Below are 13,642 nucleotides of genomic sequence, written 5' to 3'. Positions count from 1 at the left end.
CCCGAACCACGGTGGGTGCGGGGGCAGCGCGGGTACCGTTCCAGATGACTGGTCAGGAACGGGGGACCCGTTACGCCCGCACGGGACGACGACCACACAGGTACTCGAATTCGTGAGCAGCGCCGCCTCGCGCGACTCACGCAACGGCAGCTCGCCGCGCGGATTCCGTACTCCTACAGCCTCCTCAACCAAGTCGGGTGCGGCGCGAGGCCGGCAACCGCCGACTTCGTCGCTGCCGTGGCTCAGGCGCTACGCATCGACGTCTCCGCCCTGACCGGGCAGCCCTACGTGACCGAACTCCAACAGGACTGCCTGGGCTGGGCGGCCGAGCGCGCCGCGGACGCCCAACTCGGCGCGATCCGCCAGTACCGGCGCGCGCCGGCCTACCGGCGGGAGGGCGCGCCGCCCCCGGGGGCGGCGTCGTGAGCAGCGCCGCGGCGCCCGGGGCGGCTCCTCGCCCGGGTGCCGACACGCTGGCGCCGCACGTCTGCGGCTGGTGCGGCCGGGTGACGCGCGACCGGGCCGTGCAGGCCGCCGACGGTCACGCGGGCGAGATCACCTGGTGCCGCCTCGCCGACGAGTGCCAGGACGCACGCGACGCGCGCACCTGAGACCGGGGTCCGGCGGGCGCCGATCCGCCCGGCCCCTCGCCTGCGCGACCCAGCTCCCCCGTGCCGGGCCGCGCAGGCATCCACCACGCACAGCGAGGAGACGAGCACGGCCGACGAGCCCCAGCCCCAGCCGAAGCCCGACGACGAGTCGGACGACGAGGGCGACGCGACCGAGCCCACCACGACCGAGGCGGAGCGGCAGAAATTTCTGGCATGGCAGGCCGAGAAGCCCTTCACGCCGGGTCTTCTAGGCCCCTGACCGCCCGTGCCGCTGTGGGATCCGCGAAGCCCCTCCATTGGCGGCGGCATGGGCCCAGCCCGCCCCGGCCACTCCTGTCGGCCCGGGCGGGCGCCTCCACGTCGAGCAGCTGGGCGAGGGTGAGATCGAGTGCGTGGGCGATGTGGGCGAGCCAGGAGAGCCGGGCATCGTTCTCGCCGCGTTCGATCTCCTGGAGGGTGGACCGTGGAATCTCAGCCCCTACGCACAACTGCCGCTGCGTCAGACCGCGCTGCTGGCGGTGTACCCGGATGCGGTCCCCCACGACCTGGCGGACGGCGGGCATCGGGTCGGGCTGTGGATCACGCGGCACTCGACAGACGCTGCGCGTAGGAGGCAATGACGTCAGCACGCAGCTGCGGGCTTTGGGGATCCTGGGTCGGCGCATTGCTGCGCTCGAAACGACTGCGCACCCCTGGTGCCGGGCCGCCGGCGGGGACGGCCAAGTAGCCGCCTGCGGCCCCACGGGCGGCACGACCTACCGGGGTCGTGCCGCTCTGTCCCGTCCTGGCGCCCAACAACCCTGAGATGGGCGAGACACTGCTGGTAACCAGCCGCGTGGGCGTCGGCGATCTGGTCCTCGGTCAGCCGGGCGGACGCCCGTGCCGACGCGGCGATCCGGAGCGGAAGCGACGCTACGGCGAGGAGCATGCCGAGGCGGCCCAGGGCCGGGTTGCCGACGGCGGGGTGCAGGCCGATGGCGCCGAGGGCGCATCCGGCGGCGAATACGGTCGCGGCGAGGCCGGTGAGGGCCCGAGTACCCAAGATTCCTCCAGGTGGTCGGGGACGCGGCGTCGTTGCCGCTGTGGAGGTGGGGGATGGCGTGTGGTGGTCCTCCCATCCGCTCGGTCAGGCCGTCATGGCACCCGGATGCCGGTGCCGGTGCGGGATGCCGTGGGGGTGACGGACGCGCGTAGAGGGCGCATCACGGGGGCGGGGGGCAGGCCGCTGCGGCACTGTGTCAGCGCCCCGGTAACAACCGTCTGGCCTGCATGCGCGTACCCCCCTGTGACTCGAACATCCGGTCGATATGTGGCGTCGAGAACACCGATCCCACACTCGAATGGGGGCACCTGTCCACCCCACTCTCTTGGATGGCAGCGAGATGGACTCTGGTGGCGTTGCGTGCGTCTCCGTGGAGCGCCGCACAGCGAGGCGAAGCTCACCGCTCGTGCGAGCGCCGTGCGAGCAAGCGATCTCAAGGTGCCCTCAGGCAGCGGAAAACCCAGGCCAGTTGGTCACTGACCTGGGTCTTCTCGGGTAGGCCGTGTGGGACTCGAACCCACAACCAATGGATTAAAAGTCCTGGCCAGGACGTGCCGGGCGGTGGTGGACGGCGGGCCGCCATCCGAAACCCGCAGGTCATACGGACCAAGGTTGTCGCTCTGCCCGCACAGCACCGCTCGGTGCCAGCACATCCGCTCACGCACGCCAAATGCAGTTGCTGTCCTAACGAGGCCACTGGCGCCACGTTCAATGTCCGGACGTCACAGCCTCTAACCGGTAACCACGGGCACGACCACAGCCGCTACGGCAGACAGGAGGCCGCCAACAGCGATAGCTGCCTCGAACTTCTCCTTTGACGACGGAAAGAGGCTGCGAGAGACAGTTCCCGCGCGGTGGCGCAGAACGATCATCTTCAGCTTCTGCAGTCGGTGGTGTCGCCTGTGGCAGCCCATGAGAAGCCCAGACGCGTTCTCCCGGCAGTACGTGCCGTTACGGTTCACGGCGCCGCAAAGAGCAGGGGCTTGAAATCCGGCGAACACGAACACGGCGAGCGACAAGACAACGATCACGGCGGGTGCTGCGCCACGCCCCCACGAGACGATCAGGGCAGCGATGGCGAGATACCCCCAGTACGCGCGAAACGCCTTCACGACGAGCAACATTACCGGTTGTCAGCGATCACTGACAGCAGGTAATCAGCCATGCACTGCACCTGTAGACGGCCAATTCGCATGCTTGGTTAGGCTCGCCGCATGACCGACTTCGTGCAGGTGTCGACCGCTACCGAGACTCGCGAACAGGCTGTCCGGCTCGCGGAGTCCGCCGTGCGGGGGCAGCTCGCGGCGGGGGCGCAGGTGGTGGGGCCGGTGGTGTCGGTGTTTTGGCATCAGGGGGAGTTCGGGACGGGTGAGGAGTGGCAACTGCTGCTCAGGACCACCGCCGAGCGGTATCCCGCGTTGGAGGCGCATCTGCTGGAGCACCATCCGTGGGAGAAGCCGGAGGTGGTTGCCGTGCCGATCGTGGCCGGGTCGGAGGCATACCTGCGGTGGGTCGCGGACAGCACGGAGCCGGACGCGTAGGCGTCAGACCGCTGCGGCCTTCTCCAGCAACGCGTCCACCACGGGGAGGCCCCGGTGCGCGTCCAGGCGCTGGAGGAGGGGTGCCAGCCGAGCGCGGGGGCGGACGGAGGCGACGCCGTGCGCGAGGTCGAGGGCGCGGTCGGCTGTGGTCGCGGCTTGTTCGACTTCGCCTGCGGTGAGGTAGGAGTCGCCGAGCCAGGAGAGGTAGAGGGCTTTGTCGCGGGCGTTGGTGTCGTCGTAGGCGGCGAGGGCGGTTTCCAGGACGGGGACGGCTCGTAGTGGGCGGTGGAGTTCGGTCCAGCAGCGGCCGGTCATGATCTGGAGTTCGGTGGTGTCGACCCAGGAGACCCAGTCGGGCTGGGGCGTGTCGCCGGCGGTGGCAAGGGCGGTTTCGGCCGCAGCGAGGGCGTGCTCGCATTCGGTGACGCGGCCCGCGACAGCGCAGGCCCAGGCGAGGCGTTCGTGGAGGAGGGCGCGTACTCCGGCGGGGGCGTCGGGGCCGATCGTGGCGCAGGAACGGGCGGCGATCTCGACTCCGGCTTTCTGGTCGCCGCTGACGGCTTGGTAGGCGAGGAAGGCGAGGGCGTTTCCGGCGAGGTCGGTGTCGCCGGCCTCGGTGGCGGCGCTGTGGCTCTCTTCGTAGAGGCCGCGCGCGTCGGTGGCACGGCCTGCGTCGAAGGCGGCCCATCCGGCTTGTTGGGCCTGCTCGGCCAGGGCGGACAACAGGCCGAGGCGGGTCTGCTCCGTGTACGTCGAGTCGCGTAGCAGCGCCTTGGTGGCCTGGTATTCGCCGAGGTAGACGCGGTAGGTGTCCCCTCCGCCGAGGACCTGGTCCAAACGTCGCAAGCGGGCAGTGCGAAGCCGGAGTTGGCCCGGCACCTCCGAGCCGAGACGGCGGCCCCCTGCGGGGCGGGACATCTCAGGCAGCGCCGCCGCCAGCCCGGCACCGGTGCCTGCTCGGAGAAATCGCCTGCGCTCCACGGGATTGTCGTCCTCCTCGCTCGTACGGTCACGTGCAGGAACGGGCTCGCTCTTCTCCCAGATTCGGGGCGCGAGTCCGAGCATGCGGCCGGGGATGCGCAGGGCGTCCGCGACGCGGGCGATCTTCTCGAAGCTGGTGACGCTTCCCTTGCCGCGGGCCAGCGTGCCGACCCGCTCCGGCTTGATGTCGCACTCCGCAGCGATCTTCGAGTAGCTGATCCCGGCCAGTTCACGCGCGAGGCGGAACACCGTCCCGATGTCGTGGGCGGTGATCGCGGCTCGCATGTCCGCTCGTTCGAGGATGGCGCGCGGTAACGCGGTCGCTGGTCGGTATCCGGTCATCGCGCTGTCCCGTCCTGCCAGTTCAGCCGAGTGTGCGGTGCACAGGCCGGAAAAAGCGTACCCATCATGGGTATACCCGCGCCGGGGAAGCCACCTCGCCTTCACCCCCGCACAGTTGGTGCTCACCTTACGTAGCGAAAGGAGCACCCGGTGCTGCGACCTCTCCGCCCCGCCAGCGCACCCTGCATCGCTCGGCCCGGACGTATCCCCGCTCAGGCCGAGGGTCCCCGGTGACCGCCCTGGGCCCGGCGGCCCTCACCCACGGATTCAGTGTCGACGCCGAGGAGGGCTGTGTGCCGCAGGCGCGGCACAAGATCAGCGCCCTGGTCCGCGACTGGAACGTCCCGCTCTTCGACGAGCAGGTCGCCGAGGTGGAACTGCTGTCGAGCGAGGTGATCACGAACGCCCTGCGCTACAGCGAGGCTGCGTGCGCGGTCGCTGTCCGCTGGACCGGCACCCGGGTGCGAGTGGAGGTCACGGACGCCAGTCCCGTACGGCCGAAGCCGCGGCACGGTTCGGTCGACGCCGAGGGCGGGCGGGGACTGCTGCTCGTGGACGCGCTCGCCGCCGATTGGGGCAGCACGGACGACCCCGCCGGGAAAGTCGTCTGGTTCGAGGTCGGGGCCCGCGAGCAGCCGCCACCCTGGAGCACGCCGGGGACGTGGACGATCACCACCACCGACGGCACCGTCAGCGAGGGCTACCTGCCCGACTGGGCCGAGGACGACCCCACCGAGGTCGACGTCCCGGTCGACGAGCTGCCGCAACGGCTGGCCCTCGTCCACCACCGCACCTTCTTCGAGGGGCCGTTGATGCCCGTCACCGCCCCTGACCTGTGGGGCGGCCCGCAGGACGAACCCGTCCTCGAAGGCAGCATCGACTGCAACCCCCACGACCCCGACCCGCGCCTCCGCGTCCCCGTCGTCAACCTCCAGCTCGCCGAGGGCCGCTGGATCCTCGGGCTCGATCCCCACCAGCTCACCGAGATCGCCACCAAACTCCGCGAGCACGCCGACCTGCTCGACCAGAAGATCCGCCCCGCCCTCGTCGCCGCCCGCGACGACTGGGCCGCCCGCCGCCGGGACTGACTCAGACGCCCTCACCGGACACTTGGAGCCTCCCGTGACACCACGCCTCGTCGCCAGCCCCTTCCTCGGCCAGTACCTGCTCCTCCAGCCCGGCCGGGCCGCAGGCGTACGCATCCACGAAGTCCGTTACGAGCAGCTGCGGAGCGCCGTCGGAAGCAATCAACAAGCCCCCGCCTGGCTGGTCGACGCGGCCGCGAAGGCGTGGGGCACCGAGCTTCCCCGCACCCGTCTCCGTGACGTCCTTCTCGTGAGGGAGCGGTCCCCGTACGGCTACGCCAAAGCGTCCTGGGAGATCAACCTCGGCTGCGACTACGACTGCGAGTTCTGCTACCTCGGCCAGAAGCGCTTCGCCGGCCTGGACTGGGACGGGAAGCAGCAGCTCCTCCGTGTGATGCGGGACGCCGGGGTCCTGTGGCTGCAGATCACCGGCGGGGAAGCGCTGATCGACCGCGAGTTCGGCGCGGCGTACGAGTACGCCCACCAGCTCGGCATGATGGTCCAGGTCTCGTCCAACGGCAGCTCGCTGCGGAAGCGGCCGATCCGGGAGCTGTTCGCCCGGCTCCGCCCGTACCGCCTGACCGTGAGCCTGTACGGGGCGACCGCCGAGACGTACGACACGGTCACGAGGAACCGCGGGGCGTTCGGCCGGTTCGTGGAGGGCCTGGACGCCGCCCGCGAGGACAGGCTGCCGATCCGGCTCAACGTGATCGTCTCGGACGACAACGCCCACGAGGTCGACGCCATGGTCAGGCTGGCCGAGGCGTACGACTTCCCCCACCAGGTCTACACGAGCATGTCGCCCACGGTCGACGGCGAGGCGAACCCGCTGGCGACCCAGGCGTACGACCACCTGCGGCCCCGGAGTGTCTTTACCGGCTGCAACGCCGGCCACACCTTCTTCCACGTCGACCCGCACGGCATCGCGTCGATCTGCAAGGTCGGCCGCGACCCGAGCGTGAACCTCATCGCCGAGGGTGTCGAAGCCCTCCCCCGGCTCGGCGCGATCGCCGAGTCCCTACAGCTCCGCACCGGTGGATGCTCCGGCTGCACCAAGGTCGGCACGTGCCGTACATGTCGTCCGCTGGCCAAGCTCTACCAGGAGGCGGGGGACCGCAGAGATCTCTACTGCCAGCACGGAGGTTACGGATCATGACACCACCCATCGCAGCATTGGCCCCGCCGCGTCAGCCCGTGCCGGTCGCCATCGGCTTGCGCCCGCCCGCCGAGCCGACCGGCATCCTGCCGGTGCCTCTGACCGTCGCTGCGATCGGCGACGACGAGTTCCAGATCGTCGCCGACCTGGACGAGGCCGCCGAGGGAGCCGAGTGCTCGTGCTCGGCGGGCGACGACCAGCCGTACTGACCCCAGCGAGGCGTGCACAGTGCCGCTCCGGCCTTACCCTGGCCGGGGCGGCACCCCCATTCCCCAGCAGCCGAGGAACCGCGCGTCGTGTCCATGTCCCGTGTCCCCTTCGAGCAGCTTCCCGCCGAAGTCCGCCGTGCCGTCGCCGACAAGACCGGCGCTGTGCACCAGGCGATGACCGCGCCCGGCGGAATGAACTCCGGCATCGCCTCCGTCCTCGACACGGACAGCGGCGCCGTCTTCGTGAAGGGCGTCCCGACCGACCATCCCCAGGTGGGTGCACAGCACCGAGAGGCGGCGGTGGCCCCGCACCTGCCGCCGTCCTGTCCACAGCTCTTCTGGCACCTGGAGCTCGGCGGCTGGAGCCTCCTCGGCTACGAGGTGGTCGACGGCCGCCACGCGGATTACGCGCCCGGCTCTCCGGACCTGCCGCTCGTGGAGGCGGCACTCGCCGAACTCCAGCGGATCACCGCACCGGCCGACGTCGGCATCAAGCAGGCCGTGGACCGGTGGGCAGAGTACGCGCCGCAGGGCACGCTGCATCACTTCGACGGCGACACACTGCTGCACACAGACTTCGCCCCGGACAACGTCCTGATCGACGAAGGTCGGGCACGGCTCATCGACTGGGCGTGGCCGACACGCGGCGCCGCATGGATCGACCCCGGCGCCCTCGCGCTGCGCCTCATGGACACCGGACACCCGGCCTCGGCCGCGACCGAATACGCCAGCCGGTTCCCGTCTTGGCGCAGAGCAGCGCCCGAAGCACTCGAGGCGTTCGGTACCGCGACGGCGTCCCTGTGGCGGGAGATCGCCGAACAGGACCACACCCCGTGGAAAAGGGCGATGGCCGCCCACGCCGCCGAGCTGGCCCGCTGCCTGCGCGCGTACCCGTAGCCCGGACATGGCTGTGCCCCGGCCACCAGGAGTGGCCGGGGCACCGGACCCGCAGGTCAACGCCCTCCGGAGAGGATCGACCTCGTAGGCCGTGTGGGACTCGAACCCACAACCAATGGATTAAAAGTCCACTGCTCTGCCAATTGAGCTAACGGCCCGCACCCGACAGCATAACCGGGTCGCCGGGGCGGCTCAGCAGGGTTACCGGGTGTCGGGGCGGGGCCCCGGCACCCGGTGGGGGGAGAGGGTCAGCCGTTGCGCTTCCAGCGGGGCTTGCGGTCGTCGCGGGTGTAGGTGGGGCGGGAGTCGTCGCGGCGGTCGTACGAGGACGACGAGGACGGGCGGCGGTCGTCGCGGCGGTCGTAGGACGACGGGCGGCGGTCGTCGCGGCGCTCGTACGAGGACGGGCGGGAGTCGTCGCGGCGGCCGTAGGCGGGGCGGCGGTCGTCGCGGTTGCCGTAGGACGGGCGCGAGTCGCGGCGGTCGTCACGGTTGCCGTACGAGGGGCGCGTGTCGCGGCGCTCGTACGAGGACGACGAGGACGGACGGCGGTCGTCACGGTTGCCGTAGGACGGGCGCGAGTCGCGGCGGTCGTCACGGTTGCCGTACGACGGACGGTCGTCGCGCGAGCCGTACGAGGGACGGTCGTCGCGGTTGCCGTACGACGGGCGGGTGTCGCGGCGCTCGTACGAGGACGAGGACGGACGGCGGTCGTCACGCCGGTCGTCACGCCGGTCGTCGCGCCTGCGGTCGAAGTTGCCGCGGTCGTCGCGGCGCTGGTACGCCGGGGCGGGCTGCGGCTCGGGGACGGTCGCGGCGGCCAGCGCCTCCGCGGCCTCGGCGGCCTTGGCGGCGATCGCCTCGTCCGGGTCCTCACCGCGCTCGCGGGCGGAGCGGGCGGTGAGGCGGTCGGCCTCCTCGCGGAGCTCCGTGGCACGGCGCTGGACGCGTTCGAGCTGCCGGGTGAGGTCGGCGACCTCGCGCTCGGCCTGGGCGGCGGCGCTGTGCACGGCGTCGGCCTGGACGTCGGTCAGCGAGCGGGCGCCGGTGATCCGGGCGACGTCCTCGTCGAAGACGCCCGCGCCGCCGATGATGTGGCGCGAGGCGTCGACGCCCGCGTCCTCCATCAGCCGGAAGATCTGCTTGCGCTGGTGCGGCAGGGCCAGCGACACGACGGTGCCGGAGCGCCCGGCGCGCGCGGTGCGGCCGCTGCGGTGCAGGTAGTCCTTGTGGTCGCCGGCCGGGTCGACGTTCAGCACCAGGTCGATGCCGTCGACGTGGATGCCGCGCGCGGCGACGTCGGTCGCGACCAGGACGTTGACCTGCCCGTGCTTGAAGTCCTCCAGGGTGCGGGTGCGCGCGCCCTGGGTCATGCCGCCGTGCAGGGCGTCGGCGCGCACGCCGGACTCCACGAGCTGCTCGGCGACGCGGTCGGCGCCCATCTGGGTGCGGACGAAGATGATGGTGCGGCCCTTGCGGGCGGCGATGGCGGCGGTGACCGGCGCCTTGTCCTTCGGCTTCACGACCAGCACGTGGTGGGTCATGGTGGTGACCGCGCCCTGGGCGGCGTCGACCTCGTGCGTGACCGGGCTCACCAGGTAGCGCTTGACGAGGGTGTCGATCTCGTTCTCCAGCGTCGCGGAGAACAGCAGCCGCTGGCCGCCGGCCGGGACGAGGTCGAGGATCTCGGTGACCTCGGGCAGGAAGCCCATGTCGGACATCTGGTCGGCCTCGTCCAGGACGGCGATCCGCACCTGGTCGAGGATGGCCGCGCCGCGGTTGATCAGGTCGCGCAGCCGGCCGGGCGTGGCGACGAGGACGTCGACGCCGCGCTCCAGGGCGTAGATCTGGTTCTGCATGGACGTGCCGCCGCAGACGACCTTCATCTTCAGGCCGAGGACGTCGCCGTACGGCTGGAGCGCGTCGGCGACCTGCATGGCCAGCTCGCGGGTCGGGGTGAGGATGATGCCGCGCGGGTGGCGCTTCTCGGTGCGGCCGCCGGCCAGCTGGGTCAGCAGCGGCAGGCCGAAGGAGAGCGTCTTGCCGGAGCCGGTGCGGCCGCGGCCCAGGATGTCGCGGCCGGCCAGGGCGTCCGGGATGGTCGCGGCCTGGATCGGGAAGGGGGTGACCACGCCGTTCTGGGTGAGCTTGCGGACGATCTCGTCCGGCAGGCCGAGGTCGCCGAAGGTGACGCCGGGCTCGGCGGACTCCGCGGACTCCGCGGACGCGGTGGGCTCGGTGGCCTCTACGGCCTCGGCTTCGGTGATCTCTACGGCCTCGGCCTCGGTCGCGGCCACGTCGGCGGCGGCGTACTCGGGCATGGCGGAACGGTTGACACTGTCAAGGGACATGCGAAAGCAAAACCTCTCGGAGACTTACGGCACGCGCCAGCTCCACAGGTTTGCTTACGACCGCCTCGATGCGGTCAGCCACAGGAGATGAGGAACGCGCCACGCGGCGCGTTACGGATCAGGCGCCAGGCAATGGGATCAGGGGATCAAACGATCTACCAGCATACGCATGCCGCGGCGCTTTCGCGAATCCCTTCCGGGAACCGCCCCTGACCAGCGGATACGCCCACTCCTTCCAGGGGCTCAGGGCTCCGACGACTCCCCGCCGGACCCGCCCGGCGGCGCGGTCGTGGACGGCGGGCCGCCGTCCGGCGGCGGCGCGGCGGTCGTCTGGTCCACCGGGGGCGGCCCGGACGTCGTCGGCTCCGCGGTCGGCGGCGTCCCGGCCGTCGGCTGCGGCTCCGACGCGCCGTCCCGGGGCGGTACGGGGTGGCGGTCGGGCGTACGGGAGCCGCCCGGCCGCGCGGGGGCGGACGGCGAGCCCTCCCCCGCCGCCGCCCGCGGCGGCGACTCCGGTACGGGCCCGCGCCCCGGCGCCTCCTCGGCCGGCGCGGCATGCCCGCCACCGTGTACGGCCGCGGTCGCGGTCACCGTGGCCGGCGCGGGGTGACCCTGCTCACCCCCCGCGCTGACGCACGCCGCCACCCCGGCGGCGAGCACCGCGACCAGCACGGCGGACCGCGCGGACGCGGCACCCCGGCGGTACGGACACGGACGTGGGGGCTCTGGCGGGGGCGCTGCGGGCATCGGGCACGGACCTCTGGCTCGGCTCGGGTGCGGGGAGGCGCACGCGCGCTGCGGGCGTACGACGCCGTGTCCAACGCCGCGGCCGCCCGCCAGGACACGCACACCGGCGTTTCCCGTCAACGCGGGGCCGCCCCCCGGACCGCCGCCGCTACCCGTAGCCCAGCTCGTGCAGCCGCCGGTCGTCGATGCCGAAGTGGTGGGCGATCTCGTGGACGACGGTGATCTCCGTCTCCTCCACGACCTCCTCGCGCGACCCGCACATCCGCAGGGTGGGCCCGCGGTAGATCGTGATGCGGTCGGGGAGCACCCCGGCGTACCACTCCCCGCGCTCGGTGAGCGGCGTGCCCTCGTACAGCCCCAGCAGATCCGGATCCCCGGCGGGCGGCTCGTCCTCGACGAAGACGGCGACGTTGTCCATCAGACGGGTCAGCTCGACCGGGATGCGGTCGAGGGCTTCCCCGACCAGCTCCTCGAACTCCTCACGGCTCATCTCCAGCACGCCCTCATTCTCCCGCCCCACCCCGCTCCCCTCCCCCTCCCCGCCGCACCGAAAGGGTTTTGGCTAACCCCCCGCCCATCCCCTAAGCTTCTGACGTCCCCGACGTGCGCCACGAGGTCCCCGTCGGCAGGCCCTCGCCCTCATCGTCTAGTGGCCCAGGACGCCGCCCTTTCAAGGCGGTAGCACGGGTTCGAATCCCGTTGGGGGTACCACCAGCCACGGCACGAGCACCCGCGCCGTTCCTACAGCTCTGCCGGGCCGCAGGGGGCACGACCTCCTCGACCCTCCCCGCCGCTTCCGCCAGGTCCGTGGTCATGCGGGCGGGAAGCGTGATCGTGAGGGTCACGGCATCCGAGTCCAGGTGCAGCTGGATCCTCAGGTCGAGGATCTCGAACAGCGGCCGCAGCAGCTCCTGCGGAGCGCGCTCCAGGTTCAGCACGAGGTACGGCAGCTGGTCCAGCAAGGCCACGTCCTCGGCGCTCGGCATGTCGCCCGCCGCCTCGTCCGCGGTGTCCAGTTCCGCGAGGCGCTCCAGGCCGCTCCTGCGCTCGCCCTCCAGCTCGGTGTAGGTCCGGCGCAGGCCGTCCGCGAACGGGTCACCGGGCTCGCAATCCTGCGCCTGGCGCAGGACGTTCGCCTGACGGCGTGCCACGGCGTCGAGAGCGCTTCGCACGCGCTCTCGCTCCCTCACCCGCTGCTCGGCGGCACTCGTGTCCGTACGGGCGAGATCCGCGAGGAAGAGCTCTCGCCGGGAGGGTCCGAACAGCCGGTCACCGAGAAAGGCCGAGACGGCTTCCAGCAGGACGTCCTCTCGGATGTAGACGGACTTCGGGTGACCGGGATACGCAGTCCAGGCCTCGTCCCGACCGCGATTGTTGGCCCGCGGCCAGCAGCTGTAGTACGTGTGCGTCGGCCGGTAGTTACCCAGCATCCGCCGCCGGCACCCGCAAAGAACCCTGCTCCGGAAGACGAAAGTGCGCTCCGCCCGCGGGTCGTTGCTCACACCACCGCCGTCGCGTGAACCCCGGCGGGATGGGCGGTCCCCTGCGTTCAACTCGTCGAACATCCACTTGGGGACGAGCGGCTCGTGGCACGGCTCCGGCGACCACACCCACAGGGCGGGGTCATTGTGAGCGCCGCGCCGGGAACGGGTAGCCCGGCGGTTGAAGACCTGGTAGCCGGTGTACTTCGGGTTGGTGAGGATGTCGCGCACGGCGGACTTGCTCCACGAACCGCGGGCCCGCTCCGTCCCGCCCGGGGGGACGGGGGGCGGATAGCGGTCGAGGTCGGCGTCCATGCGCTCGGCGATGGTGCCGTAGCCGAGGTGCTCGTAGTAGCGCCACAACGCCATCTGCGTGACGTTCTCGCCCAGCTGCCCGTCCGGCTCCAGCCGGGTCTTCGTGGCGCCCTTGGCGGCCTTGGCCGGGTTCGGGTGCCGGTACTGCTTGGCCTTGTAGCCGTAGGGCGGCTTGCCGATGTTCCAGCCGTCGCGGACATGCGTGCACAGCCCGCCCCAGGACATCTCCAGGGTGTTGAGGACTTCGTACTCCGCGACGGACTGGTTGATGCGCCGCATCAGGATCTGCTGCGCCCGCCCGCCGTCGAGCTTGATGGGCTCGTTGGAAGCGAAGAGCGGCACCCCGGCCTTCTCCAGCTCCCGCTCGATCGACAGCCCTTCGAACATCCGCCGGGCGGTTCGCGCGACGCCCTCACAGATGACGACGTCGAAACGCCGGTTCGGGCGCCCCGCCTCGGCCAGAAGGTCGGCGATGCCGCCGTCGCGGGCGATAGGGATGTCGAAACGCTCGTAGTCGCGCCTGTGCCCGCGGGCCGCCAGTTCCATCCGCCCGGACTCGACGTCGTAGAAGTGGCAGACGATCGCCCACGCCTCGGGCAGCGCGCCCTTGCTGTTGCGCAACTGCCGGATCAGCGACTGCCGCGGATCCTGCTGATCCTCGGTGGAAGTCCGCCCCAGCCACGCCACCCGGACCTCGCCCTGCAACAGGGCGGTGGGCATGCCGAACGGCGAGACGGCCAGATCGGTGAGCGAGGATGCCGGCGACCCGGGCGGTGTTCGCCGGTCGAGCAGGGCGGCGTCGTTCAGTCGGTCTGACCGGCTTGATGGCGACTCATGTAGGTGGGGTGGCGGTGGCCTCTGCGGATGGGGCCGGAACGGAGGCA

The 13,642-nt window shown here is 71.4% G+C and carries 12 protein-coding genes, 2 tRNA genes and 2 pseudogenes; 9 read left to right on the top strand and 7 right to left on the bottom strand.

Features of this window, described 5'->3' with window-relative positions; all coding sequences use genetic code 11:
- Nucleotides 1-48: 48 nt before the first annotated feature.
- Both ACH4PY_RS05210 and ACH4PY_RS05205 read left to right on the top strand, forming a co-directional pair.
- Nucleotides 49-315, top strand: a pseudogene (locus tag ACH4PY_RS05210) (helix-turn-helix domain-containing protein); the annotation flags it as partial.
- 107 nt (nt 316-422) lie between these two features.
- On the top strand, nt 423-611 hold the full coding sequence (locus ACH4PY_RS05205; protein WP_398176136.1) for a hypothetical protein: 189 nt from the start codon (nt 423-425) through the stop codon (nt 609-611).
- A gap of 233 nt (nt 612-844) precedes the next feature.
- Here ACH4PY_RS05205 and ACH4PY_RS05200 read toward each other — a convergent pair whose 3' ends face one another.
- Nucleotides 845-1,174 carry a helix-turn-helix domain-containing protein gene (locus tag ACH4PY_RS05200; protein ID WP_398177543.1) on the bottom strand — a complete coding sequence of 110 codons (330 nt, stop codon included), beginning with the start codon at nt 1,172-1,174 and terminating at the stop codon, nt 845-847.
- Nucleotides 1,175-2,384: 1,210 nt separating this feature from the next.
- Nucleotides 2,385-2,777, bottom strand: coding sequence for a hypothetical protein (locus tag ACH4PY_RS05195; RefSeq protein ID WP_398176134.1), 393 nt, complete (start codon nt 2,775-2,777; stop codon nt 2,385-2,387).
- Nucleotides 2,778-2,867: 90 nt separating this feature from the next.
- On the opposite strand from ACH4PY_RS05195, the gene cutA reads away from it, so the two are divergent.
- Nucleotides 2,868-3,194, top strand: a complete 327-nt coding sequence (gene cutA, locus ACH4PY_RS05190; RefSeq protein WP_398176132.1) for a divalent-cation tolerance protein CutA — start codon at nt 2,868-2,870, stop codon at nt 3,192-3,194.
- 3 nt (nt 3,195-3,197) lie between these two features.
- On the opposite strand, the gene ACH4PY_RS05185 is transcribed toward cutA, so the two are convergent.
- Entirely contained in the window at nt 3,198-4,460 is a 1,263-nt protein-coding gene (locus tag ACH4PY_RS05185) for a helix-turn-helix domain-containing protein (protein ID WP_398176130.1), read from the bottom strand.
- 287 nt (nt 4,461-4,747) lie between these two features.
- Between ACH4PY_RS05185 and ACH4PY_RS05180 the strand changes: the two genes are divergently transcribed.
- The 4 genes from ACH4PY_RS05180 (at nt 4,748) to ACH4PY_RS05165 (ending at nt 7,864) form a co-directional block, all read left to right on the top strand.
- Complete coding sequence (locus ACH4PY_RS05180; RefSeq protein ID WP_398176128.1) at nt 4,748-5,605, top strand: ATP-binding protein; 858 nt, start codon at nt 4,748-4,750, stop codon at nt 5,603-5,605.
- Nucleotides 5,606-5,639: 34 nt separating this feature from the next.
- Nucleotides 5,640-6,758 (top strand): radical SAM protein, encoded by a 1,119-nt coding sequence (locus ACH4PY_RS05175; RefSeq protein ID WP_398176126.1) that lies wholly within the window; start codon nt 5,640-5,642, stop codon nt 6,756-6,758.
- The gene (locus ACH4PY_RS05170; RefSeq protein ID WP_398176124.1) at nt 6,755-6,967 is read left to right on the top strand and encodes a hypothetical protein; all 213 of its coding nucleotides are present in this window, start codon (nt 6,755-6,757) and stop codon (nt 6,965-6,967) included. The genes ACH4PY_RS05175 and ACH4PY_RS05170 overlap by 4 nt, the downstream gene beginning before the upstream one ends.
- A 93-nt stretch (nt 6,968-7,060) precedes the next feature.
- Entirely contained in the window at nt 7,061-7,864 is an 804-nt protein-coding gene (locus tag ACH4PY_RS05165) for an aminoglycoside phosphotransferase (RefSeq protein WP_398177540.1), read from the top strand.
- Between the two features lie 85 nt (nt 7,865-7,949).
- On the opposite strand, the gene ACH4PY_RS05160 is transcribed toward ACH4PY_RS05165, so the two are convergent.
- Together ACH4PY_RS05160 and ACH4PY_RS05155 are read right to left on the bottom strand one after the other, a co-directional pair.
- Nucleotides 7,950-8,022, bottom strand: a tRNA-Lys gene (locus ACH4PY_RS05160).
- A gap of 90 nt (nt 8,023-8,112) precedes the next feature.
- A complete protein-coding gene (locus ACH4PY_RS05155; RefSeq protein ID WP_398176122.1) occupies nt 8,113-10,215 on the bottom strand; it encodes a DEAD/DEAH box helicase in 2,103 nt (700 codons plus the stop codon).
- 169 nt (nt 10,216-10,384) lie between these two features.
- Between ACH4PY_RS05155 and ACH4PY_RS05150 the strand changes: the two genes are divergently transcribed.
- Nucleotides 10,385-10,825, top strand: a complete 441-nt coding sequence (locus ACH4PY_RS05150; protein WP_398176120.1) for a hypothetical protein — start codon at nt 10,385-10,387, stop codon at nt 10,823-10,825.
- Nucleotides 10,826-11,110: 285 nt separating this feature from the next.
- Here the strand turns inward: ACH4PY_RS05150 and ACH4PY_RS05145 are convergent, their stop codons facing one another.
- On the bottom strand, nt 11,111-11,461 hold the full coding sequence (locus ACH4PY_RS05145; protein ID WP_398176118.1) for a metallopeptidase family protein: 351 nt from the start codon (nt 11,459-11,461) through the stop codon (nt 11,111-11,113).
- A 136-nt stretch (nt 11,462-11,597) separates the two neighbouring features.
- Here ACH4PY_RS05145 and ACH4PY_RS05140 point away from each other — a divergent pair.
- Nucleotides 11,598-11,673: transfer RNA gene (locus ACH4PY_RS05140), tRNA-Glu, on the top strand.
- An 848-nt stretch (nt 11,674-12,521) separates the two neighbouring features.
- On the opposite strand, the pseudogene ACH4PY_RS05135 reads toward ACH4PY_RS05140, so the two are convergent.
- A pseudogene (locus ACH4PY_RS05135) lies at nt 12,522-13,304 on the bottom strand (recombinase family protein); the annotation flags it as partial.
- Between the last annotated feature and the right edge of the window lie 338 nt (nt 13,305-13,642).

It is taken from the genome of Streptomyces sp. NPDC021224, from assembly GCF_044332905.1.
In the GTDB taxonomy this organism is placed as follows: domain Bacteria; phylum Actinomycetota; class Actinomycetes; order Streptomycetales; family Streptomycetaceae; genus Actinacidiphila.
This window is presented reverse-complemented; position numbering and strand designations above follow the sequence as displayed.

Bases quoted from the DNA above. Each gene is read 5' to 3' on its own strand.
- ACH4PY_RS05200 (WP_398177543.1), bottom strand. From the start codon at position 1,174: ATGCCCGCCGTCCGCCAGGTCGTGGGGGACCGCATCCGGGTACACCGC.
- ACH4PY_RS05195 (WP_398176134.1), bottom strand. From the start codon at position 2,777: ATGTTGCTCGTCGTGAAGGCGTTTCGCGCGTACTGGGGGTATCTCGCC.
- cutA (WP_398176132.1), top strand. From the start codon at position 2,868: ATGACCGACTTCGTGCAGGTGTCGACCGCTACCGAGACTCGCGAACAG.
- ACH4PY_RS05185 (WP_398176130.1), bottom strand. From the start codon at position 4,460: ATGCGAGCCGCGATCACCGCCCACGACATCGGGACGGTGTTCCGCCTC.
- ACH4PY_RS05170 (WP_398176124.1), top strand. From the start codon at position 6,755: ATGACACCACCCATCGCAGCATTGGCCCCGCCGCGTCAGCCCGTGCCG.
- ACH4PY_RS05165 (WP_398177540.1), top strand. From the start codon at position 7,061: ATGTCCCGTGTCCCCTTCGAGCAGCTTCCCGCCGAAGTCCGCCGTGCC.
- ACH4PY_RS05155 (WP_398176122.1), bottom strand. From the start codon at position 10,215: ATGTCCCTTGACAGTGTCAACCGTTCCGCCATGCCCGAGTACGCCGCC.
- ACH4PY_RS05150 (WP_398176120.1), top strand. From the start codon at position 10,385: ATGCCGCGGCGCTTTCGCGAATCCCTTCCGGGAACCGCCCCTGACCAG.